The organism is Pseudofrankia sp. EUN1h (assembly GCF_001854645.1).
GTDB lineage: Bacteria > Actinomycetota > Actinomycetes > Frankiales > Frankiaceae > Pseudofrankia > Pseudofrankia saprophytica.
The window spans coordinates 119,938-142,374 of the sequence record NZ_MBLN01000063.1 but is presented as its reverse complement, the minus strand read 5'-3'; the positions used below and the strand labels follow the sequence as shown (position 1 = coordinate 142,374).

Here is a 22,437-nt window from a genome sequence, read left to right as displayed (position 1 = left end):
GTGTGGATGGCCCTCTCCCAGTCCGAGATCGGCGCTCGGCTGCTCGTCCTGTACGAGAACCGGGTCCTGCTGGCCAGTCACCGCGGGCAGACCTGGTACTTCCTGCCCGGTGGGCGGGTACGGCCCGGCGAGACCGTCGAGGACGCGCTGCGCCGCGAGACCGACGGCCTGACCGGCCTGGAGGTCGGCGCACTCGACTTCGTCGGCTGCACCGAGCAGACCCACACCGAGGACGGCGCCGTCCTCCAGGAGCTGATCGTCGTGTTCGCGGCCCCGCTGCCGTGGGCCGCCCAGATCATCAGCAACGACCCGGGCGTGCACCTGGCCTCCATCGCGGTCGAGGACCTGGCTGGCCTGGAGCTACGGCCGGCCGTGCTCAAGGAGCTGATCGAGCGCTGGGTCGCGGGGCGCCGGCCGCTGTGGCGGTCGACCCTGCCCACCGCCTGACCCGCGCCCGCCTGACCCACGCCCGCCACGACCGGCGTTCGTCGGGACGGGCGCATCACGACCGAAGGGACCTGGAATGGCCGTGGCTCCCGCCATCCGGCTCGACGCGCGGATGGTCGCGCGGACAGCCGGCCGAGTGCTGCTGACCCGGGAACCGGGGCAGGTCTGGCACGCGCTGCCCGGCGGCCCGGTGGACCCCACCGAGGGCGCCCAGCGCTCGCTCGCGCGTCACCTCGGCGAGCTCGCCGGCCCCTCGACGCAGGGCTGGCGGTTCGTCGGCGCCGTCGAGCACACCGGCGACGCGGGCGACGCCAGCGACGCGGACCCGGCCGACGAGTCCTGGGCACACGGAACCCCCGGAGCCGAGCATGTCCTGACCCTGCTCTTCGCGGCCGACTGGCCGGGCGGCGTGGCGGTGCCCACGGCGTGGCGGGGGCGCGAGGTCAGCGCCGTGCGGACCGACGACCTCGTGGTGACCCGGCTCGCTCCGCTGCCGGTGGCCCTGGCCGCGCGGCGCTGGCTCACCGACGGCCACCCGGTGTGGCGGCCGCTCGCCCCGGGCGCGGCGCGCGCCGTCTGGTACGGCACCCAGCCGCCGGTGGCCACGCTGCGCGGTCAGCTCGCCGCTCGCCGCGACCAGCTGCGGGGCCGGCGGTTCCGGGACGCCGCGGTGGCGATGTGCGCGCTGGTCGCGGCGGCCGACGGCCGGATCGACCCGGCCGAGCGCGACGGCCTGCGCGCCTTCCTCGCGACCGACCCGGTGATGGCGAACTTTCCGGCCGGCGAGCTGGAGCAGGCCTTCGACGCGCACGTGGCGGCGCTGACGGCCGACGCCGACGCCGGCAGGCGGGCGATCCTCGCCGACGTCGCCAGGGTCCGCGGACGTCTCGCCGAGGCCACGGCGGTGCTGCGGCTCGGCGAGGTGATCGGCCGCATCGACGGCGCCTTCCCCCCGGTCGAGCAGGCCGTGCTCGCCGAGGCCGCCCGCGCCCTCGGCCTCGAGCCGCCACCGGCCGACTGATCGCCCGCCCGGGCCCGGCGGCGGCCGGTCAGGGCACCCGGGCGGCCTCCGCCGCGAGAGCGGACGGGTCGGCCTCGGCCACGGCGAGAACCCCGGGCAGGGCCTGGACGGCGGCGATGGTCTCCCGGGTCTGCTCCGGGGCGAAGGAAGCCGGCGGGTTGAGGGTGATCCGGGTGGCGAGGCCGCCGAACCGTTCGGCGATCCGCCCGGGCAGCTCGGCGGGCGCGGCGACGATGCCGAACGTCTCGACCATGTCGTCGTCGATGAGGGCGGCCATCTCGGCCCAGCGGTTCTGCTTCGACAGCGCCGTCAGCTCGACGCCGAGGTCGCCCCAGCCGTGCAGCTCGAGCACGCCGCGGTACGCCGGGGTCGAGCCGTAGAACGCTATCTGCGAGCGCATCCGGGCGACGCCGGCGGCGATCTCCGCGTCGGTGCCGGTCGCGACGAAGCCGCCGACCACGATGTCGAAGCCGGCAAGGGTGGCGCCGGCGCGGCGGCGGCCCTCGGTGAGCGCGGGGATCGTGCGCTCCCGGATCCAGCGCGGGGTCGTGAACCAGTGGCAGAAGAAGCCGTCGGCGACCTCGCCGGCCACCCGGGTCATCACGTCGCCGACGCCGGCGAGCAGGACGCGGGGCGGCCCGAACGGGTGCGGCGCGGGCACGAACGCCGGCGGCATCAGCGTGTGCGCGTAGTACTCACCCTCGAACGCGAGCGGCGTGCCGTCCGCCCAGCTCGACCAGGCCGCCCGCATGGCCAGCACGAACTCCCGCATCTGGGCGGCGGGGCGGCCCCACGGCATCGAGAACCGGCGGGTGATGTGCGCCTTGACCTGCGAGCCGAGACCGAGCGAGAACCGGCCGCCGGAGAACCGCTGCAGGTCGTTCGCCGTGTAGGCGAGTGACATGGGGGAGCGGGACAGCGCGACGGCGATCGACGTGCCCACCGTGACGCGGCTGGTCGCCTGGGCCGCGAGCGCGAGCGGCAGGAACGGGTCCTGGCTGACCTCTCCCGTCCAGACACCGTCGTAGCCGGCCGCCTCGGCGTCGCGTGCCTGGCCGGCCGCCGCCTCCAACGCCCCGAGCGTGCCGTCGACCTTCACCCGTCACCTCCGGCCCCAGTTCCCCCACCGCCCCAAGAGTGCCGTTCCGGCGGGGTAGGGACACGATTCCACGGCCCGCGGACGTGGCGCCACCAGCGTGCCGACGGCGCGAACGGCCGCCGGCGGAATGTGGGTCGCCGCCGCCGAACTCACCCGGCGGAGGGGGATTGGCGAGGCGTTTGCCGCCTGGCGGTCACTCTCCGTGTTCAGGCTCGGGGTCGTGCGGGCAGAACCCTGGCGCAGGCGGATTCGGTCTACGAAGCCATGTGACTGGACGTGAACTCCGGGTCGCCGCGCCTGCGGGCGTCGCGGCCGCCGCGAAGGGGGATCGCCATGCGAAGGATCAGTCGGGCCGTTGTTGCCGCGGCCGTCTCGGCCAGCGTCGTCTGTGCGACGGCGGTGGGCGCGTCGGCGGATGGGGCGACCGGCCAGCAGCCGGGGCCCCAGCAGCCGGGGCCCCAGCAGCCCGGGCCCCAGCAGTCCGGACCGCCGGCGCAGAAAATGGTGGCGTCCTGCTGGTCGTACCAGCTGCGCCCGGCCATCGTCGGGGGCGAGGGCGCCGCGGGCAGCACCTATCTGACGATCTCCTACACGAACGTCGGACGGCACAGCTGCGTGGTGAAGGGCTATCCGTACGTGGCGTTCGTCAACGCGCACGGACGGCAGCTCGGCGCCCCGGCAGCGCGGACGGCGGGCACGGCTGGCAGGGCCAAGGCGGTGACGCTCGCCCCTGGCGGCAAGGCGACATTCGTCGTTCGCGAGGTCCACGCCGGAATTCCGGCTGGCTGTGACACGGCGAAGACCTACACGCCCGCTGCGGGCCTGAGGATCTTCCCGCCCACCGGCGGCCCGGCCCGGTTCCTGAAGCTGACCGACAACGCCTGCCTCAACCCGTCGGTGCAGCAGCTCTACGTCGGGCCGGTCACGAGGTGACGGCGTGACCTGACGGCATGATCTGACGGCCGCGCATCGGGCCTGGGCGACACCGCGTAGGCGACCGCCCAGGCCCGGTGCGAGCCGGTGGATCCGCCCGCACTGTCCCTCAGCCGACCATCACGCGGCGGCCGATCTGCTAAATAAGTCGGCGTAGCCTCGAAGAGGCTGGGTACCCCCGATCTCGGCCTACGCTGGGTGAGCGGGTTTGCGGTGCGGAGAGGACCGACATGTCGGATTCGCTGAACCTGGGCGCGCCCCTGGCGCCGCCCACCGTCGCGACCACGAAGCCCACCGAGGCTGGCGCCCTCGTGCTCTCGCCCCCGGCGGCCGTCCCGATCGTCCCGGACGACCAGGTCGACAGCATGGTGCCGATCGACGAGGCGACCAGGGCCCAGCTGCGCCAGCGGGCCGCCGACTTCGCCGAGGACCTCGCCGCGCAGGACCCGCGCAGCCCCGCCTTCCAGGAGAAGATCAACGACATCACCCGCATGGGGGAGCGGGAGATCGTCGCGAGTGCCCGGGTGTCCAACCGGATGCTGGACCGCCCGGCGGCGGCGATGCGTTCGAGCCGCGGCCGGGGTGGCCCGGTCGCCGACGCCCAGACGAGGGTGGCCGGCACGCTGGTCGAGCTGCGCCGCACCGTGACCGAGCTGGACCCGGGCCGGGCCGACCTGAAGGGCGCCCGCAAGATCCTCGGCGTCGTGCCGTTCGGCAACAAGATCGCCAGCTACTTCCAGCGGTACCAGTCGGCGCAGAAGCAGCTCGACGCCATCATCACCTCCCTGGGCTCCGGCCAGGACGAGCTGCGCAAGGACAACGCCGCGATCGAGCAGGAGAAGGCCAACCTGTGGGTGGCCATGGGCAAGCTCACCGAGTACGCCACCCTGGCGAAGGCGCTGGACGGAGCGGTCTCGGCCAAGGTCGAGCAGCTGCGGTACACCGACCCCGCCGCCGCCGACGCGTTCACCTCGGACGCGCTGTTCCCCATCCGCCAGCGCCAGCAGGACCTGCTCACCCAGCTCGCCGTCAGCGTCCAGGGCTACCTGGCGCTCGACCTGGTCCGCAAGAACAACATCGAGCTCATCAAGGGCGTCGACCGGGCACAGACGACCACGGTGGCCGCGCTGCGCACCGCGGTGGTCGTGGCGCAGGCGCTGGCGAACCAGAAGCTGGTGCTCGACCAGATCAACGCGCTGAACGCGACGACGAACAACATGATCGTGCAGACCAGCGAGCTCCTGCGCCAGCAGTCGGGACAGATCCAGGCGCAGGCGTCGTCGTCGACGGTCAGCGTCGAGGCACTGCAGACAGCGTTCGACAACATCTTCGCGACGATGGACGAGATCGACTCCTACCGTTCGAAGGCGGTCGAGAGCATGGCGACGACGGTCGCGGCGCTGGAGACCCAGGTGGGACGATCGAAGACGTACCTGGAGCGGGCCCGCGCGAACGAGCGCTGATCAGGTCCTGGCCGGGCGGCGCCACGAGGTGCGGGCCGAGGGCCGCGAGGTGCGCACCGGGGACACCTGCCAGCGGCGGCACCCGGTCCGCGCGGGCCGTCCGTCGCCCGCGGTCGCGGTCGCGGGTGGTTCCGCTACCGCGAATGGTCCCGCGGTAGCGAGAGTGCGGTAGTGGGTGGTGGTCGCGTGGTAGCGAATGGCAGGGACGGGAGGGGCGTTGTTCCGCCGACGGCGTGCTGACGGTGCCGCTGGCGCGGACGGTCCGCGGCCGGACGAGGACGAGGCAGACGGCCAGGTGCGACAGCTCTCGCGGGAGCTCGCCGCGGTCGTCGGGCGGGCGGACGCGGAGGGCGGACGGCTGCCACCGGGAGCGGTACCGATCGTGCGCGACCTCGATGACGTCCTCCGGCCGTTGCTGGAGTACCTGCGGGTCCGGCCGCCGGACGGCGAGGAACGGCGGAGCCTCAGGGCGATCATCTCCGAGTACCTGCCGCAGGCGCTCGAGGACTACCTGGCGCTGCCGCCGCGGTACGCCGAACGCCCCGGCGTCACCGGTACGTCGCCGGCCGACGACCTGATCCGCCAGCTGGTCCTGCTCGACGAGGGTGTGAGCGAGCTGCAGGATCTCGTCTACAGCGGCGACGCCGCGAAGCTCGCGATCCAGGCCCGCTTCCTGGACACCAAGTTCCGCCGATCCGACCTCGACCTGGCATGAGCGTCACCCTGCCCAAGGGCGGCAACGTGCTGCTGTCCGCCGTGGCACCTGGCATCGACCGGCTCCGGGTCGCGCTCGGTTGGGAAGTCCCGTCGGCTGGTGCTGCCGGTCCCGCCGCCGGTGCCGCTGGCTCCAGGGCCACGCCTGGCTCCAGGGCCACGCCCGAGCTGGACGGCGTCGTGAGCATCGTGAGTGTTGGTCATGGCGGGTCTGGCGAGCCCGCGACGTCCACCGAGGTGCTTCTCGCTCACCAGGTGCCGAACCCGGCCGAGGGGCCAGCCACCCCGCAGCCCGCGCCGCGTGGCGGCACCGCCGACGTCGAGACGCTCATCGTCACCCTGGCCGCCGTTCCGGCGGAGGTCGGCCGGCTGCAGATCGGCGCGGCGATCGTCGACGCGGCCAGCCGGGCGCAGGCCTTCGGGTCGGTCCACGGCGCGTACATCCGCGTGCTCAACGACGCGGACGGCGTCGAGCTCGCCCGCTACGACGCCAGGGCCGAAACCGGGCAGGAGACCGCCCTCGTCTTCGGCGAGCTCTACCGCCACCAGGGGGGCTGGAAGTTCCGAGCCGTCGGCCAGGGCTACGCCCAGGGCCTCGCCGGGTTCACCGACGGGAACGGCCACGACCCGGTGCCCGCCCKCCCGGCCGACGTCGTCGGCTTCCTCACCCGCACGTCACCCACTCGGTCGCGCCGCAAGGTCGCCGACCACCTGCACCCGCCACGCGCCGTCGCGGGGGCGGTCCGCTCGGCGGCGTCACCGCCGCCCGCGGGTGGCCAGCCCGCGGCGTCCTCCCGACCGGCGCAGCGAGGCCCGGCACCGTCCCGACCGCCGGTCACGCCACGATCGCCCGCGGCTCCGACCCGCCCGGCTCCCCCGAGCTCGACCGGGCCGCCAAGACCACCCGCTACGCCGCCAGGGCCACCCGCCCCGCCCCGGGCGGCGCCGCCCGCGCCCGCACCGGCGCCCACGCCGCCACCCGGGCCGGCCAGGCCCCCGGCGCGTTCACCACTCGACCTGAGCGGTGACTCCCACGAGCCGCCGCCGCATACCCCGACGCCACCTGCCGCCCCGGCCTCTCCGGCGTCGGCGGCGACGGCGGCGGGGAGGCCGAGCGGGTCGCGCTCCGCGCTGGACCTCGGCGACCACGACGGCGCCCCCGCCGCGCCGGCCGCGCCCACCGCGCCGCGGCCTGGGCGTTCGCCGCTCGACCTCGACGCCGACGAGCCGTCCGCCGCCGCGCCGCCCGTCCCGGCGCGACCGACCACCGCGCCGCCCGGAGCCGTGGCTGCTGGCTCCGCGCGGCCCGGCGCCGTGCCTCCCGCCGCACCGGCTCGGCCCGCGGCTGCAGCTGGGGCCGGGGCGGCCGGTGGCCCAGGACACGGCCCGTCCGCACCGGCGCTCTTCGGCGAGCGGTCGTCGCGGTACCGGCAGCGCCTGGAGCACGTCACCGAACTGGACGACGATCACCCGGCCACCGCCTGGACCCCCGAGAAGCGTGGCTCCGGCTCGGCGACGATCACGCTGACCTGGGCCCCGCTGACGACCAGGACCGGGCTGCCGCGGCCGAGCGACCTGCATCTCGGCTGCCTCTGGCAGGCGCTCGACGGGTCGGCCGGCGTCCTGCAGCTGCTCGGCGGCGCGACGAGTGCCCCCGGCGGCGGCGCGGGCCGGCAGGTGCTGGCGCTCGCTCCCCGCGACGAGCGCGAGGGACAGAAGATCTTCGTCGACCTGCGGGCGCTGGAGACGTTCAAGCGTTTCTTCGTGTTCGCCTACGGTCTGCGCAGCGCCCCGGAATGGGACCTGCTACGCGGCGAGCTCACGGTCAGCGCCCGCACCGGCGAGCACCTCGACATCCGCCTCGGGGACGCCCCGTCGACCGCGCGGACCTGCGTCATCGCCTCGTTCCATGTGGCGCAGGACGACCTGGTCATCCGCCGCGAGAACGCTTTCTTCGACGGCCCCCCGGCCGAGGCCGCCGCCCGCTACGGCTGGGCCCTGCCCTGGAATCCCGATGGCCTGACCATCCGCGACCGCTAGCGCGGTCGCGCGGCCACCGCCGGGTTCGCGCCGGTCAGGTGGATCGCGGGTCATTGACCGTTACGCGGGTGCTCCCTACCGTCGTGACACGGCTGTCCATGACGCGCACGTCCCGATTCGGKGGCATCTTGTTCGACACCCTCGGCGTCGCGGCGCGTCGGGCCGCTGCCCGGACCGAGAAGACGCGCCGCCGGCTCGCGCAGACCGTGGCTGAGCTCGCGGCCGAGCTGCGGCCGGGCCCGGGGGACCAGGTCAACCCGGCGGAGTCGGCCGACCCGCGTTCGCGGGAGATCGCGGGCGTCTTCGAGGCGACGTGCGCCCGGCTCGCGGACGAGTTCGACGCGCTCGCGAACGGGCCGCTGGGCCGCCTGGGACCCGTCACCATCGCGCTGTTCGGCCGGACCGGCGCCGGCAAGAGCACCCTGGTGGAGGCGATCGGCCGGGGCGACGGCTCGACCATCTCGCCCCTGGCGGTGCTGGACCACACCCGGGAGATCAACGAGGTTCCGTGGGGGGACCTGCTGCTGGTGGACACGCCGGGGTTCGGCGGCGAGTCGTGGGCCCAGCTGGTCGAAGAGGCCCGCGCCGGCGTGGAACGGGCCGACCTCGTGCTGCTCTGCTTCGACTCGCTCAACCAGCTCGCCCCGGAGTTCGCCACCGTCGCGGAGTGGATCGCGGCCTACGGCCGGCCGGCGGTCGCCGTCCTCAACAGCCGCAACCGCCGGTGGCGCGATCCCGACCAGGTCACCACCGTCCGGAAGCGGGCGAGCCTCTCGAACTCGCTGCGCGGTCATGCCAGCCACATCGAGGACGAGTTCGCCGCCATCGGCCTGGCCGGCATCCCGATCGTCGCCGTCAGCTCGGTACGGGCGGCCTACGCACGCTGCGACCCCTACCGGGCACAGGACGTCGAGAGCAGGGACGCCGCCCTCGCCCGGGTCGACCGCGAGACCCTGCTCGACTGGTCCAACCTGCCCGCCCTCGAGGCTCTCCTCGCCGAAGGGCTGGGGGACGACAACGCCGTCCACCTGCGCCTGGGCCGGCTGATCAACAGGGTGCGCGGCGAGCTGGCGGAGGCGGACAGGGTCCTCGCCGAGCAGGTGGAGACGCCGGCGCTGCTGCTGGCGGCGCAGGTCGAGGCCGGCATCACCAGGTCGATCCAGACCACCGGCCGACTGGCCGACGGCGCGGTGCCGGCTGGGACGGTGCCGGCTGGGACGGCTCCGGCCGGGACGGCGGCCCGCGCGGCGGCGCGCGCCCTCGCCGAACTGGAAGGGCTGCGCGGCGAGCGGTTCGCCGAGCCCGAGATCTCGCCGGGACAGCACGTCGCCAACGTGGCGACGGACCGGCTGCGGCCGGCGCGGATGGCGGCGCGGGCCCGAGCCGCTGACCTCGTCGAGCAGGCGTGGCGAGACAGCCGGATGGTCGGCGAGGACGAGTTCGAAAGCCAGGTCTACCGGGACGGCGAGATCAGGGACACGGCCCAGGCCGTCGTGGACGCCGTCGTCGTCCGGTACGCCGAGATCCTGGGCGCGGTGCGTGCCGACACCCAGGCCGACCTGCGCGGCCTCGCCCGCCGCGGTGTCGCTGACGGGCAGGCCGGGCGACTACTGCGCCTGGCCGGCACCGCGGGCGGGGTCGTCGCCTCCCTCGGCGGCGTCGGGATGGGCGCCGCGTTCGCGAGCGCCGCGGCCGGCGGCGGCGTGGTCGCCGCGGCCGGAGCCGGTCTCGCGATCGGGGCCATCACGATCACTCCGGTGGGACTGGCCGTGATCGGGATCGGTCTCGCGATCCTGGGGCTGGCCGGCAAGGTGGCCCTCGACCGCGGCCAGCGGGCGCGGGACGAGGGGCACGCCCGCGCGCTGGCGGACGCCCGCGCCGCGGTCAGCGAGACCTTCGACCAGGTCGAGAGCGCGGTCGCCGCCGCGTGCGAGCGGGCACGCGTCGCCGCGTTCGTCCAGTACGTGCTGCCCGAGGTCGATGTGGCGATCACCCTGCGGCGCGTCGCGCGGGCCGCGGCGAGGCGCCGCGCGGTCCTGAGCTCCCAGCTCGGCCGGGTCGAGACGGCGCGGGAGCCGGTCGCGGTGCTGCGGGAGGCGGTGGCGGCGTGCGAACGCCGGTCGCCGTACGGCGAGGCGGCGCCCCGGGCGCTGTGGCTCGGCGAGTCCTGGATTCGCGACCCACGCGGGCTCATCGACGTCACCGCTCGCCCCGACGCCCCGCGGCGGGCGGCGGCCGCCACCGACCAGACGACGGCCGGGCTCACCTCGGCCGGGCCCACCCCGGCCGAGTCCGCTCCGGCCGCCCCAGCCCCGTCGGCGCCCGCCTCGGCCGCGGGCCGCGCGGACGTCCCGGCCTCAGCGCCGGGACCGAACGGGAAGGCGTGGGCGCGCCCCGCCGCGTCCGAGCCGCCCCGCGACCTGGTCCCACGGCCGCGCGCCGGCACGCGCTGGCTCAGGACGGCCATGCGCTCCCTGGACGCCGCCGACGTCGACGCGGCGGGGCTGGCGGACCTGCTGGGTCTCGCCGCGGACCGCCGGCCCCGGGTGGCCGTCGTCGGCGACTACAGCAGCGGCAAGTCGGCGCTCATCAGGCGGCTGCTGGCGGACGACCACGACCACGACTGGAATCATGATCATGGCGGCGGCGGGGACGACGGCGGCGGCGGCGATGGTGCGGCGCCGGACGGACCGGCCAGCGGCGCGCGCGTCACGACCAGCGGGGTCACGGCCTATCCATGGCGCGGCCTGCTCCTCGTGGACACGCCTGGCCTGGCCAGCGGCGCGAGAACCGCGGAGGGCGTCGAGCACGACGCGCTCGCGCGGTCGGCGATCGAGGACGCCGCGCTGATCCTCCACCTGGTCACGCCCGCGCTGTCGGCCGCGAGCGACGACGGGCTCGGTCGGGCCGTGGCCCCGGACGCGGTCGGCGGCTCGGACCGGTTGGGGCGGACGATCTTCGTACTGACGCGGATCGACGAGCTGTCCGACCCGGTGCTCGCGCCGCGGGAGTTCCGGCGCGCCGTCGCGAGCAAGCGCGCGGAGCTCGCCGACCTCCTCGACCGGCTGGCGCGGCGCGCGGGCACGGACGACGCCGTCACGGCGGACAGCGTCCTGGCGGTGGCGGCGGACCCCGACGAGGCGGCTGGCCTCGGGCTCGGCACGGGCGGCGCCAGCGCCAGCGCTGGCGCTGGCTGGGACGGGATGGCCGAGCTCGTCGCCGCGCTGGACGAGCGTCGGCCCGGCCTCCTGGCGAACGGAGCCGACATCGGCGTGCTGCGGGCGGGGATAGGCCGCCTCGACCGGCTCGCCGCCGACCACGACCGGCACGCGGCGGCCCTGGTCGCCAAGGGGGCCCGGCTCGGCCAGCGGGCGCGGTCCGTCGAGGACGCGATCGCCACCGGCGAGGCGCTCGGCCGGGAACGCCGCGCCGCGCTCGACACCCTCGTGCGTGACCACGTCGGATGGCTCGTGCACGGCATCCGCTCCACCCGGGACACCGCCGGGCGCGACGCGTTCGCGGCCAGGCTCGCGTCGCTCGGCGACGACCCGGAGCTGCGGGAACGCATCGCCGAATGGCGCTCCCAGACCCGTAGGTCCATCGCCGCCTGGCGCCTGGCGGCGATGGGCGACGCGGCGGGCCTCGCCCAGGAGCCAGGCGCCGCGCCGGCGCTGGGCCTGGACGTCGATCTCGGCAGGCTGCGGCGGCGTCGGCGCGACTACGCGGCGACCCTCGGCAGGATCGGCGGGCCGTTGGCGAAGCCGCTCGGAAAGGTGCTCATGAACCCGGCACGCGTCGCCAGGAACGCCGAGCGGGTGGGCGGGCCGGCCGGGACCGCCAGGATGGTCGCGCGGTTCGGCGGCGGGCTGCAGATCGCGATCGGCGCCGCCGAGCTCACGCTGCTGATGTGGGACCGGCACGAGACCGCGAAGTCGGAGCGGGCGCGCGCCGAGGAGCTGCGGGGAGTCGAGGACCGGCTGACCGAGGCGGTCGAACGGTTCGAGGACTCACTGGGGAGCCTGGTCCCGCTCGCAGACGATCTCGACGAGCTCGCGCGGCGGCTTCCCGCGATGGCGGACGATCAGCGGCGGGCCACGGATGAGGCCGGTGCGCTGTCCGGCCGCGCCGCCCGCTGCCGCGACGCGATCACGCGCGCCCGACGCCTGTTGGGCGCGACCGGCACCCCGGACGACCCCGGGTCACGAACGGCTCAGCCAACGATCGGATCCCAGGATGACGACTGACACGGCCGGACAATGGCTCGCGGAGCTTCAGCACCGCGTCGGCCAGATCCTGGGACAGGCGCAGGTCGACGACCTCGCCGCCGAGTGGTCGGCCTTCGACCGGTACCCCGAGGTCCACGTGACCGTCTACGGCCCGTACAGCGCGGGCAAGTCGAGCCTGCTCAAACGCCTGCTGACCGACGACGGGACGCCGGTCCCGGACTGGGTGACGGTCGGCGCGGGGCGGTCGACCTTCGCCGTCGGCGCCGTCACGTCGGGGCAGCTGCGCTTCCTCGACACCCCCGGAATCGCGAGCGGGCAGGAGGCGCACGACGCCCGCGCGGACCGCGCGCTGCTGCTGACCGACGCGGTGATGGTGGTGCTGGCCCCGAGCCTGATCACGTCCGACCGCGGCCAGGTCCTGCGCGCCCTGGGCGCCGACCTCGGAGCTGCCGCGCCCGTCTTCCCGCCGGGCTCGCGGCTCATGGTCGTCGCGAAGGCGGACACGGCCGCGGACCCGGCGGACGAGGAGCGTTACCGGGCCTTCGGGCGGTCGAAGGCAGCGGAGCTGCGCAAGCTGATCGGCACCGCGATGGCCGCCGACGAGTACGCGGTGTACGTCGTGGCCGCGGACCCGTTCGAGGAGGTCGGCGAGGAGCCCGACCCGGAGCCGTCGGACTACGACGACGGCCGGCAGTGGGACGGCATCGCCGGCCTGCGCACCGACCTGGCGGCCCTCGTTTCCCAGCGTGACGAGCTGCGCGCCGCCGCGCGGACCCGCTTCTGGCTCACCCACGCGATCCAGGCCCGCCGGCTCGCCGCCGCCGAGCGCGTGTCGCTGGCGGAGAACCTCGAGGAGGCGGACCGGCAGCGTGCCCGCGGCGACCGGTGGGAGCGTGAGCTGCTCGACCTCGACAGGACCGCCCGCGAGGTCCTCGCCGCGACCGTCGTCGAACGGGCCAGGGACGCCGAGCGGCAGGTCGGCTCGGCCGAGGGCGCCGAGCTGCCGGCCGAGCTGCGCCGGCGGGTGGAGGCGGCCGTGCAGACCTGGATGGACCGGCACACGGCCGGGCTCGACCAGCTCAGCCGCGAGATCTCCGTCGAGCTCGCCGCCCAGGCGGACCGTCCCGCGGCCGCGGACCTGCGCCAGCTGCTGCGCGACCTGCTGCGCGGCCTCCCGGGTGACCAGCCCGGCGGGAAGCCGAAGGCCCCGGCGAGCGGGGTCGGCGTGGTCCTGCGGGAGAACGGCTTCGGCCTGGTCAAGAACATCGTCGAGATCAAGGTCGGCATGCCGCTCGCCCAGATCCGCGACGAGCTGACGCGGTACGAGTCGTTCCGCAACCGCAGGCGAGTGGTCACCTCCCCCTTCACGACGCCGGCCCAGGTGGAGAAGGCGAAGATGCTCGTGCGCCGGCTCGACCTGATCGAGTCCGCGATCCCCGTGGCGAACACGCTCACGACGGTGGTGACCGACCAGGTCCGCGGCTGGTGGGATGACCGCAAGGACGAGAGCAGGGCGAAGGCGCGGCGCAAGGCGCTGGACCGCATCTCGACCGAGATCACCGAAAGGCTGCTGACGGCGCCGCTCGACGAGGGCGGGACCGGCTGGAACGAGGCCGTCGAGACGCTCCGCTCCGCCATCGCGGCCGCCCGCCCGCCGGCGGTGGCCGTCCGGGCGATGACACTGCGGCTCGCCGAGCTCGACGCGGCCGGCCCGATCATGGACCGGCTCGTCCTGCGCCCGCCCAGCCGCTGGTAGGCCCGTGCAGCCGCTGGCAGGAGGGCAGGCGACCGCCGTGTGGGTCAGCTCGCGGCGGGGCCGCGGGTCAGCTCTCGGCGGGGAGGAAGGGGTTGTCCCAGGTGTCGAGCGCGGTGACCTTGCTCAGCGGCTTGCGCCGGACCGGGCCGTGGTGGCCCTCCGGCCAGCCGACGGCGACCAGGGAGGCGATCCGCCACCCGTCCGGGATGCCGACGTAGGCGCGCAGCTTGTCCTCGCCGAAGGCGAACCAGGTGCTCGGAACGGTGCCGAGCCCGTGGGCGCGGGCGGCGAGCAGGAAGTTCTGCATCGCGGGGAAGATCGAGCCCGCCTCCAGGAACTCGTCGACGAAGCCCGTCAGGCGGTGGCAGAACAGCACATAGGCCGGCACGTTCTCGAAGTTGTCGACGAGGTTCAGCATCGTGCGGGTCAGCCGCGCCTGCTTGGAGTCGTCGTCGTCCGCCGGGCGCGGCTCGTAGCCGTAGATGCTGGTGCAGACCCAGTCCCAGCCGGCGCGGAACGCCGGGCCCAGGATCGCGCGGGCCTCCGGCGAACGCAGGACGACGAAGCGCCAGTTCTGCGAGTTGGAACCGCTCGGCGCCCAGGTGGCCGCCTGCAGGCAGCGGGCCAGCACCTCGTCCGGCACCGGGTCGGGCTTGAACCGCCGCAGCGAACGAGCCGTCCGCATCGCCTCGAACAGATCTATCTGAGGCGTGTCGGCCCCCAGCTCCACCTCGCCCATGGTGGCCTCCTCCCGGTCCACCCAACCTCCCGTAGTTTCGACGTCGGGGTCAAATAACGTGCCGATCATCCACGGCGCTGGGAACCGGTCGGCCGCCCGAGCTCAGCCGGACCGGTTGGCGAGCAACTCGATGACGCGGTCGGTGGGAAGAGCGGCGGCGTGGTGGTCGTCACGGCCGGTCAGGGACGCGGCGGTGGTCAGGACGTTGATGACGGCCTCCTCGACCGCCTGGACCGCCGCCTCGTAGAACCGGTCCATCCAACCCCAGGGGATGAAGCGCAGCGCGGCGTAGTCGTCGGCGGTCGGCTCGCCGCCGGGGAACCGGCTGGTGAGCGCGCCGGCGTTCGCGGTCGAGAAGGCGATGACGAGGTCACCGGAGAAGTGCGAGCCGGTGGTCCCGGTGCGCGCGATGCCCATCGGCGCCCGGCGCGCGAGCGACTCGCACTGCCCGGGCAGCAGCGGCGCGTCGGTCGCGAGCACCACGATGGCGCTGCCGGCACCGGGCGGCGCCGACCAGTCACCGTCCCAGCCGCCCATGCGGCCCATGCCGCTCGAGGCGTTCGAGGCGTCCGTGCCGGCTGCGGGATCCGCGACGCCCGAGGAGGAGTCCGCGCCGCCGCCCTCGCCGTCGCCGAGCAGACGGCCGACCGGGACACCGGCGACGCGCAGCTCGTCGCGGCGGCCGAAGTTCGCCTGAACGAACGCGGCGACCACATAGCCGTCGGGGCCATAACGCACGACCCGGGAGGCGGTGCCGCTGCCACCCTTGAAGCCGTAGCACATCATCCCGGTGCCGCCACCGACGGCGCCCTCGGCGACCGGCCCGCCGGCGGCGGCGTCGATCGCGGCGACGGCGTGGGCCGCGGTCACATGACTGCCGTTGATGTCGTTGAGGTAGCCGTCCCAGGTCTCCGCGACCACCGGCAGCAGCCAGCCGCGGGCCAGATCCGGCCGGTTGGCGACCACCCAGTCGATGACACCGCGGTGGCACGGGCCGACGGCGTGGGTGTTCGTKATCAGGATCGGCATCGCCAGGCTGCCAGTCTCCCGCAGCCACGCGGCGCCCGTCATCTCGCCGTTGGCGTTGAACGCGTGGACCCCGGCGGCGACCGCCGAGCCGATGCCCCCGCGCCCGGCCGGCAGGATCGCGGTGACGCCGGTCCGGACCGGCCCCGCGCCGGTCCGCAGCGGCCCCTCACCGCTGATCAGCGTCACGTAGCCCAGCTCGACACCTGGGACATCGGTGATCGCGTTCAGCGGGCCCGGCGTGCCGTCAAAGGAGATGCCGTGCGCGCGGGCGCGGCGTCGGGGCTCAGCCACAGGCCCGATCCTGCCCGGTGCCATCCGGCCGATGCGCGGGCGGGACCTCCCCGTCGCCGGGATTGCCGGATTGGCGGCCTTTGGTGGTTCGTCCGCTGAGGGCCTGGTAGCAAGGCTGCATGCGGCTGACGACTGAGCGGGGCACGACGGTCGTCCTGCACGACCTCGGCGGGGTCGGTCCCGGCGCGGGACCCGCGGTGCTGATCTGCCACGCGACCGGGTTCTGCGGGCGCATGTACGCGCCGCTCGCGCGGCCGCTCGGGACGCGGGCCCACGTGTGGGCACTTGACTTCCCCGCCCACGGCGAGACGCCGGCGCCGGCGGACGCGATCTTTGACTGGCACGCCTGGACGGCCGAGGTGGCCGCCGCCGTCGCGGCGATCGAGGACCAGGGGGCGGGCCCGGTGCACGCCGTCGGCCACTCGATGGGCGGCGCGGTCGCGCTGCAGGCCGAGGCCGACCGGCCAGGCCTGCTCGCGTCGGCCTACGTCTATGAGCCGGTCGTCACGCCGGTGGGGTTCCAGATCGTGGCGAACTCGCTGGCGGCCGGCGCCCGCCGGCGCCGCGCGGTGTTCCCGTCCCGGGAGGCGGCGCTGTGGCGCTACGCCTCCCGGCCGCCGCTCGGCGAGCTCACCGCCGAGACCCTCGCCGCCTACGTCGAGCACGGTTTCGAGGACCTGCCGGACGGCACCGCGCGGCTGCGCTGCCTGCCCGAGAACGAGGCGAGGACGTTCGACGCGAGCGGCCGGATCACCTTCACGACGGTGGCCGGCGCAGACCTCCCGGTGCTGGTCGCGGCGGGCGCCACCGAGTACGTCCGGCCACCTGCCGCGTTCGGCCCGGGGCTCGCCGCCGCGCTGCCACGGGCGACGCTGCGGGTGTACGACCACCTGGGCCACTTCGGCCCGTTCCAGGCACCCGCCGCGATCGCCGCCGACATCCTCGGCCATATCGCGGGCCCGCCCTCCCCGCGGGCCGGCGCCGGCGCGTCCGGCGACCACCTCTGGGCTCCTCGGCCCCGCGGGCAGGACTCGAAGGGCTGAGGAGCCGGGTCACGAGGTCTCCTTCCGATCGGGTGACGTGGATTGGCGGGGAACTGCTCGTCGCGGTGTCTCAACCTCGCGCGGTCGGAGGGTCTTGGTCGCCGGCGTCGGCTGGCGGCTGGCGGCTGGCGGCCCGACGACGAGAGACTGGCGCTTCGGGGGAAGATGCGAGCGTGAGTGGATTTGGGCTGGTCAGGCCGCCCGCGCTGGCAAGCGCCACCGTCCTGCGCGAGGAACCGTTCCGGCTGGACCCGCGGCGCCAGCGGGAGAGCTGGGCGGCGGCGCGGGTTGTCACCCTCGACGAGGAGGGGCGCTCGACGATCACGCTGCCGGCCATGCCTCGCGTCCGGCGGTCCGCGGAGATCGGCGGTGCGCCTGAGGCCTCACCGCCGGACGCCCACGGCGTTGGCGACGCCGGTGGCGACGCCAACGCCGTGGCACGGTTGGTGACCCGTTCCGGGGCGAGCGTCGCGGAGTTCCCGCCGGCCGACGCCGTGCTTCTCGGCGAGGGCGACGGGACCGTCTACTGGGCGGTGCGCACCGACCGGGCCGACGAGGATCCGGGCACCGAGGAGATACCGAGAACGCGCTGGCTGAACCTCGCCACGGTCGGTGGCGAACTGGCCGGGCTCGACGCCGCCCTGTTCACGACCGCGGTCGCGTTGCTGACCTGGCACGACCGTGCCCGGTTCTGCTCCCGCGACGGCTCGCCGACCCGGCCGACGAAGGCCGGCTGGGCGCGGGTGTGCGCCGCCAAGGAGCACGAGGAGTTTCCCCGCACCGACCCGGCGATCATCTGCCTCGTCCATGACGGCGCCGACCAGATCCTGCTCGGCCGGCAGCGGACGTGGCCGGCGGGCCGGTTCTCGGTGCTCGCGGGCTTCGTCGAGGCCGGAGAGTCACTCGAGCAGTGCGTCGCGCGGGAGATCAACGAGGAGGTCGGCGTCGACGTCACGGACGTCAGCTACCTGGGCAGCCAGTCCTGGCCATTCCCGCGCTCCCTGATGCTCGCCTTCCACGCCGCCGCCGACCCGTCCCAGCCGATCCGGCTGGACGACAGTGAGATCGCCGAGGCGATGTGGGTCCACCGCCGCGAACTCGACGAGGCGCTGGCGCAAGGCGACTGGCGAGGCGGTGGCGACGGTCAGTTTCTCCTGCCCGGCCGCTCGTCGATCGCCCGCGCGATGATCGAGTCCTGGGTCGCCGCCCGAGACTCAGTCCGTGGCATCTAAGCCACTCCATAGACACGCCCATCCGACACACATCAAACGACCGGGGTCGAACCGCGTCGGATAGGCGTGTCTATGGAGTGGCTGAAATAACACGGATCGGGATCGAGCGGGCCTGCGGCGGGGGCGGCTGTCGCGCGTGGGAGCGTCGGGGCGAGGGGTTCACCTTCGGTGTCGGTCAGCGCCGGGTCAGCGGCCCGTACAGCCGTGCGTGGTCCAACGCGGAGAGTAGTCATCGCCGGATGGGGCGTTGATCGGCGGCAGTGGGAAGAGTGCCGAGGTCCGGGACCGGCTGGCGGGGCGTCAGGCGGTGACGCCGAAGGCCGCCAGGAGGCGGCGCAGGGTGGCCGTGGGCAGGCCGATGACGTTGTCGAGCTCGCCGTCGACGCTCGCGACCAGCCGGCCGCCCAGGCCCTGGATCGCGTAGGCGCCCGCCTTGTCGAACGGCTCGCCTGAGGCTACGTACACCCGGATCTCGTCCTCGCCGAGCGGGCGCATCGTGACGGCGCTCGTCGTCGCGCCTTCCCGGTGCTCGCCGGTGGCCGCGTCGACCACGGCGAGCCCCGTCACGACCCGGTGCGTCCGGCCGCTGAGCTGGCCGATCATCTCGACCGCCTCGTCCTGGTCGCCGGGCTTGCCGAAGATGCGCCCGTCCAGCTCGACGACCGTGTCACCGCCGATGACCAGCGCGTCGCCCACGCGTCCGGCAACCGCCCGGGCCTTGCGCCGGGCCAGCTGAAGCGCGAAGTCCTCCGGGCCGGCAAAGGTCTCGACGTCCTCGCCGACGTCGCTGGTCACGACCTCGAAGGCCACCCCCAGACCGGCGAGCAGCTCGCGCCGGCGCGGCGACCCGGAGGCGAGCACGATCCGCCTGGCAGGCATCTGGCTCCTTGGCTTCTTCGCGGCTGACCGGCCCGATCCGGTGTGGCTGGTGGTGGCGGCGCGGCACTGTCTGGCCCCATGTTCGGGCATACCTGCGCGGTCAGGCGTATGCCACGAATCGTCATGCCCGCGTAACCTGTCTTGTTTCCTGCGCCGATACCTTGTTTCCCGTTAGGGTGCGAGTTGGCGGCAGGGGAGCGAGCGTCGACGCGCCGTCGCCCGGACCTCTTCCGAGCCAGTGGAGCCTGACGTGACGATCGACGAAAGTGCCCCCCGCACCGACCCCGCGCCAGCCGCCGCGACCGGGCAGGACCTCGCCTCCCGGGCCCGCGAGGACGGGGTGCGGTTCATCCTCGCGATGTTCGTCGACCTCGCCGGCAAGCCGTGCGCGAAGCTCGTGCCGATCGAGGCCGTCGACGAGCTGCTGGCGGACGGCGTCGGGTTCGCCGGCTATGCGGTGGGCGCGATCGGCCAGGTGCCGTCCGACCCCGACCTGATCGCCATCCCCGACCCGGCCAGCTACACCCCGCTGCCCTGGGTCAAGGAGGGTCTCGCGCTGGTGCACTGCGACCCACACGTCGAGGGCGTGCCCTGGCACTTCGCGCCGCGGGTGATCCTCAAGGCTCAGCTCGCGGCGGCGGCGAGCCGGCGCCTGGAGCTGTTCGCCGGCGCCGAGATCGAGTACTTCCTGGTCACCCGCGGCGCGGACGGCGTGCTCGGGCTCGCGGACCCGCGGGACGTCGCGCCCCGCCCCTGCTACGACGCCCGCGGCCTGACCCGGATGTACGACCACCTCACCGAGGTGTCGACGGCGATGAACGCGCTCGGATGGGCGAACTACGCCAACGACCATGAGGACGCCAACGGCCAGTTCGAGCAGAACTTCGCCTACGCCGACGCGCTGACCACCGCCGACCGGGTGATCACCGCCCGCTACCTGATCTCCGTGCTGGCCGAGCGGCGCGGCATGACCGCGACCTACATGCCCAAGCCGTTCGCGGACCGGACCGGCTCCGGCCTGCACCTGCACCTGTCGCTGTGGCACGACGGCACCCCGCTGTTCCCTGCCGGGGACACAGGCGCGCCGTTCGGGCTGTCCGACGTCGCGCGCCGCTTCCTCGCCGGAATCCTCGCGCACGCGCCCGCGCTGCAGTCGGTGCTCGCGCCGACCGTCAACTCCTACAAGCGCACCGGTGCGACGTCGACGCGTTCGGGCGCGACCTGGTCGCCCAGTCGCGCGACCTACGGCGGCAACGACCGCACCCACTACGTGCGCATCCCCGACCGCCACCGCATCGAGCTGCGCGGGGGCGACGGCTCGGCCAACCCATATCTGGCGCTGGCGGCGGCGCTCGCCGCCGGCCTCGACGGCATCGAGCACGCGCTCGACCCGGGCGACCCCGGCGGCGCCGCGGCCGGGCCGGTGAGGTCCGAGCTGCCGCCGACCCTGCTGCACGCGGTGGAGGCGCTGGGCGCCGACCCGGTCGTCGCCGCCGGCCTAGACGCCGCCGGGCCAGGGGTGGCCGACTACTTCGCCGCGCTCAAGCGGGAGGAGTTCTTCGAATGGCACGCGGGGGTCGGCTCCTGGGAGCACGACCGCTACCTCACGGCCTTCTGACCCCTCGTCCTGACCCGGCGTCCTGACCCCTGACCCCTGGCCGCGTCCGCCGAATCCCCAGTTCGCCGCATCCCGAGAGGAGAACGGGCCGTGTGCGGGATCGTCGGGCTTCACCTGCGCGACCCCGAGCTGCATCCCCAGCTCGGGCGCCTGCTGGAGACCATGTTGTGCCAGGTCGCCGAGCGCGGACCTGACTCGGCCGGCGTCGCCGTCTACGGCGACCGCCGCCGCTGCCCGGAGGGCCACGCGGCCGTGTCGGTGCTGCTACCCGTGGCCGAGGCCAAGGCCGGTGCCGCGGCCACAGGCGCGGGCGGTCTCGCGGTGGCGGCCGACGCCGCGCTGGACGCGGCCAGGGCGGAGCTTTCGGCCGCCGTGCGGGCGGCCCTGCCGGGCGGCCCGGACCCGCTGGTGACCGCCGCGGGCGCCACGACCGTGATCGCGGCGCCGGTCGCCGTCGACGCGCTCGTCGACGCGGTCCGCCGGTCGGCGCCCGACGCACTGGTCGTCGGCTCCGGCCTGGACCTGACCGTCTACAAGGACATCGGGAGCCCGCGGGACCTGGCCGTGACCTACGACCTGGTGAACGCCCAGGGCTGGCAGGGCCTCGCGCACACCCGGATGGCGACGGAGTCGGCTGTCATCCCCGCGGGCTGTCACCCGTTCTCGGTCGGCCCCGACCAGTGCCTCGTCCACAACGGGTCGTTCGCCAACCACGCGACGATCCGCCGGGAGCTCGAGGACGAGGGCGTCCGGTTCGACTCGGAGAACGACTCCGAGGTCGGCGCCCGGTTCGTCGCCGCGCGGCTCGCCGAGGGCGTCGACCTGGACAAGGCGCTGCGGCTGCTGTGCGACCGGTTCGACGGGTTCTACACGCTGCTCGTCACCAGCGATGACGGGTTCGCCGTCGTGCGCGACGCGATCGCCTGCAAGCCGGCGATCATCGCCGAGACCGCGGCCTGGGTCGCGATGGCCTCGGAGTTCCGGGCGCTCGCGGACCTGCCCGGCATCGGCGCCGCCCGGATCTACGAGCCCGAGCCGGAAAGGGTCTACGCATGGCACCGCTGAGCGATCCGGCCACCGTCGATCCGGCCACCGTCGGCCCGGCCACCGTCGGCCCGGCCACCGTCGGCCCGGCCACCGTCGGCCCGGCCACCGTCGGCCCGGCCGGCAGCGGCGCCGGCGCGGTCGGGACGGTCACCTTCGACCTCGCGGCCACGACGGTCCGCGCGCTCAACAGCGAGCTGCACGCCCCGTCGGCGACGTCCTATGAGGTGCTGCGACCCCAGGGCGCGCACGCGATCGCCGCCGGGGTGCACGCACCGGTGACGATCGACATCCGGGGCCACGCCGGCTACTACTGCGCCGGGATGAACGACGGCGCCATGATCACGGTGCACGGCAGTGTCGGCACCGGGGTCGCCGAGAACATGATGTCGGGCGTCGTGCGGGTCCGCGGCGACGCCTCGCAGTCGGCCGGCGCGACCGGGCACGGCGGCCTGCTGGTGATCGAGGGCTCGGCGTCGATGCGCTGCGGCATCTCGATGAAGGGCATCGACATCGTCGTCGGCGGCGACATCGGTCCGATGAGCGCGTTCATGGCCCAGGCCGGCCGCCTCGTGGTCTGCGGTGACGCCGGCGACGGTCTCGGCGACTCGATCTACGAGGCGCGGATCTACGTCCGCGGAGCGGCCGGCGGCCTGGGCGCCGACTGCGTCGAGAAGGAGCTGCGCCCCGAGCATCTCGTCGAGCTGGCCGAGCTGCTCACCGCCGCCGGCATCGAGCCCGCTGGCGAGTACGCGCCCGAACGGTTCCGCCGCTACGGCTCGGCCCGCGGGCTCTACCACTTCGCCACGCACAACTCGACCGCCTACTGATGCCGCCCCACCAAACTTCCACCGTCCGCCCGC

17 protein-coding genes are annotated in these 22,437 nt (G+C 74.7%); 13 read left to right on the top strand and 4 right to left on the bottom strand.

Annotation, left to right across the window (positions count from 1 at the left end; translation table 11 throughout):
- The first annotated feature begins 6 nt into the window (after window positions 1-6).
- Both BCD49_RS23375 and BCD49_RS23370 read left to right on the top strand, forming a co-directional pair.
- On the top strand, window positions 7-447 hold the full coding sequence (locus tag BCD49_RS23375; RefSeq protein ID WP_007515870.1) for an NUDIX domain-containing protein: 441 nt from the start codon (window positions 7-9) through the stop codon (window positions 445-447).
- Between the two features lie 76 nt (window positions 448-523).
- Entirely contained in the window at window positions 524-1,468 is a 945-nt protein-coding gene (locus tag BCD49_RS23370; protein ID WP_007515869.1) for a TerB family tellurite resistance protein, read from the top strand.
- Window positions 1,469-1,496: 28 nt separating this feature from the next.
- On the opposite strand, the gene BCD49_RS23365 is transcribed toward BCD49_RS23370, so the two are convergent.
- Window positions 1,497-2,567: a TIGR03617 family F420-dependent LLM class oxidoreductase gene (locus BCD49_RS23365; protein WP_007515868.1), complete on the bottom strand. Its 1,071-nt coding sequence runs from the start codon at window positions 2,565-2,567 to the stop codon at window positions 1,497-1,499.
- A gap of 333 nt (window positions 2,568-2,900) precedes the next feature.
- On the opposite strand from BCD49_RS23365, the gene BCD49_RS23360 reads away from it, so the two are divergent.
- The 6 genes from BCD49_RS23360 to BCD49_RS23335 all read left to right on the top strand — a co-directional run bounded on the left by BCD49_RS23360 (window position 2,901) and on the right by BCD49_RS23335 (window position 13,699).
- Entirely contained in the window at window positions 2,901-3,500 is a 600-nt protein-coding gene (locus BCD49_RS23360; RefSeq protein ID WP_007515867.1) for a DUF4232 domain-containing protein, read from the top strand.
- 230 nt (window positions 3,501-3,730) lie between these two features.
- Entirely contained in the window at window positions 3,731-4,963 is a 1,233-nt protein-coding gene (locus BCD49_RS23355; RefSeq protein ID WP_007515866.1) for a toxic anion resistance protein, read from the top strand.
- A 295-nt stretch (window positions 4,964-5,258) separates the two neighbouring features.
- Entirely contained in the window at window positions 5,259-5,678 is a 420-nt protein-coding gene (locus BCD49_RS23350) for a hypothetical protein (protein WP_232794194.1), read from the top strand.
- Complete coding sequence (locus BCD49_RS23345) at window positions 5,675-7,717, top strand: TerD family protein (RefSeq protein ID WP_071041903.1); 2,043 nt, start codon at window positions 5,675-5,677, stop codon at window positions 7,715-7,717. The genes BCD49_RS23350 and BCD49_RS23345 overlap by 4 nt, the downstream gene beginning before the upstream one ends.
- 128 nt (window positions 7,718-7,845) lie before the next feature.
- Window positions 7,846-11,961, top strand: a complete 4,116-nt coding sequence (locus BCD49_RS23340) for a GTPase (protein ID WP_158072962.1) — start codon at window positions 7,846-7,848, stop codon at window positions 11,959-11,961.
- Window positions 11,951-13,699, top strand: coding sequence for a GTPase domain-containing protein (locus BCD49_RS23335; protein ID WP_007517346.1), 1,749 nt, complete (start codon window positions 11,951-11,953; stop codon window positions 13,697-13,699). The genes BCD49_RS23340 and BCD49_RS23335 overlap by 11 nt, the downstream gene beginning before the upstream one ends.
- 67 nt (window positions 13,700-13,766) lie before the next feature.
- Here the strand turns inward: BCD49_RS23335 and BCD49_RS23330 are convergent, their stop codons facing one another.
- Both BCD49_RS23330 and BCD49_RS23325 read right to left on the bottom strand, forming a co-directional pair.
- Window positions 13,767-14,438, bottom strand: coding sequence for a nitroreductase family protein (locus BCD49_RS23330; RefSeq protein WP_027141061.1), 672 nt, complete (start codon window positions 14,436-14,438; stop codon window positions 13,767-13,769).
- 102 nt (window positions 14,439-14,540) lie between these two features.
- Window positions 14,541-15,758: a DmpA family aminopeptidase gene (locus BCD49_RS23325; protein ID WP_007517343.1), complete on the bottom strand. Its 1,218-nt coding sequence runs from the start codon at window positions 15,756-15,758 to the stop codon at window positions 14,541-14,543.
- A gap of 119 nt (window positions 15,759-15,877) precedes the next feature.
- On the opposite strand from BCD49_RS23325, the gene BCD49_RS23320 reads away from it, so the two are divergent.
- Window positions 15,878-16,801: an alpha/beta fold hydrolase gene (locus tag BCD49_RS23320; RefSeq protein ID WP_007517335.1), complete on the top strand. Its 924-nt coding sequence runs from the start codon at window positions 15,878-15,880 to the stop codon at window positions 16,799-16,801.
- A gap of 173 nt (window positions 16,802-16,974) precedes the next feature.
- Window positions 16,975-18,033, top strand: coding sequence for an NAD(+) diphosphatase (gene nudC / locus BCD49_RS23315; RefSeq protein WP_007517333.1), 1,059 nt, complete (start codon window positions 16,975-16,977; stop codon window positions 18,031-18,033).
- Window positions 18,034-18,333: 300 nt separating this feature from the next.
- Here the strand turns inward: nudC and BCD49_RS23310 are convergent, their stop codons facing one another.
- Window positions 18,334-18,912: a Maf family protein gene (locus BCD49_RS23310; RefSeq protein ID WP_007517331.1), complete on the bottom strand. Its 579-nt coding sequence runs from the start codon at window positions 18,910-18,912 to the stop codon at window positions 18,334-18,336.
- A 250-nt stretch (window positions 18,913-19,162) separates the two neighbouring features.
- On the opposite strand from BCD49_RS23310, the gene glnT reads away from it, so the two are divergent.
- The 3 genes from glnT (at window position 19,163) to BCD49_RS23295 (ending at window position 22,404) form a co-directional block, all read left to right on the top strand.
- The gene (glnT, locus tag BCD49_RS23305) at window positions 19,163-20,530 is read left to right on the top strand and encodes a type III glutamate--ammonia ligase (protein WP_007517330.1); all 1,368 of its coding nucleotides are present in this window, start codon (window positions 19,163-19,165) and stop codon (window positions 20,528-20,530) included.
- Window positions 20,531-20,620: 90 nt separating this feature from the next.
- A complete protein-coding gene (locus BCD49_RS23300) occupies window positions 20,621-21,595 on the top strand; it encodes a glutamine amidotransferase (protein WP_007517328.1) in 975 nt (324 codons plus the stop codon).
- Window positions 21,583-22,404: a glutamate synthase gene (locus tag BCD49_RS23295; RefSeq protein WP_071041901.1), complete on the top strand. Its 822-nt coding sequence runs from the start codon at window positions 21,583-21,585 to the stop codon at window positions 22,402-22,404. Before BCD49_RS23300 ends, BCD49_RS23295 begins: the two co-directional genes overlap by 13 nt.
- The last annotated feature ends 33 nt before the right edge of the window (window positions 22,405-22,437 follow it).

Bases quoted from the DNA above. Each gene is read 5' to 3' on its own strand.
- BCD49_RS23375 (WP_007515870.1), top strand. From the start codon at position 7: ATGGCCCTCTCCCAGTCCGAGATCGGCGCTCGGCTGCTCGTCCTGTAC.
- BCD49_RS23370 (WP_007515869.1), top strand. From the start codon at position 524: ATGGCCGTGGCTCCCGCCATCCGGCTCGACGCGCGGATGGTCGCGCGG.
- BCD49_RS23360 (WP_007515867.1), top strand. From the start codon at position 2,901: ATGCGAAGGATCAGTCGGGCCGTTGTTGCCGCGGCCGTCTCGGCCAGC.
- BCD49_RS23355 (WP_007515866.1), top strand. From the start codon at position 3,731: ATGTCGGATTCGCTGAACCTGGGCGCGCCCCTGGCGCCGCCCACCGTC.
- BCD49_RS23335 (WP_007517346.1), top strand. From the start codon at position 11,951: ATGACGACTGACACGGCCGGACAATGGCTCGCGGAGCTTCAGCACCGC.
- BCD49_RS23330 (WP_027141061.1), bottom strand. From the start codon at position 14,438: ATGGGCGAGGTGGAGCTGGGGGCCGACACGCCTCAGATAGATCTGTTC.
- BCD49_RS23320 (WP_007517335.1), top strand. From the start codon at position 15,878: ATGCGGCTGACGACTGAGCGGGGCACGACGGTCGTCCTGCACGACCTC.
- BCD49_RS23310 (WP_007517331.1), bottom strand. From the start codon at position 18,912: ATGCCTGCCAGGCGGATCGTGCTCGCCTCCGGGTCGCCGCGCCGGCGC.
- BCD49_RS23295 (WP_071041901.1), top strand. From the start codon at position 21,583: ATGGCACCGCTGAGCGATCCGGCCACCGTCGATCCGGCCACCGTCGGC.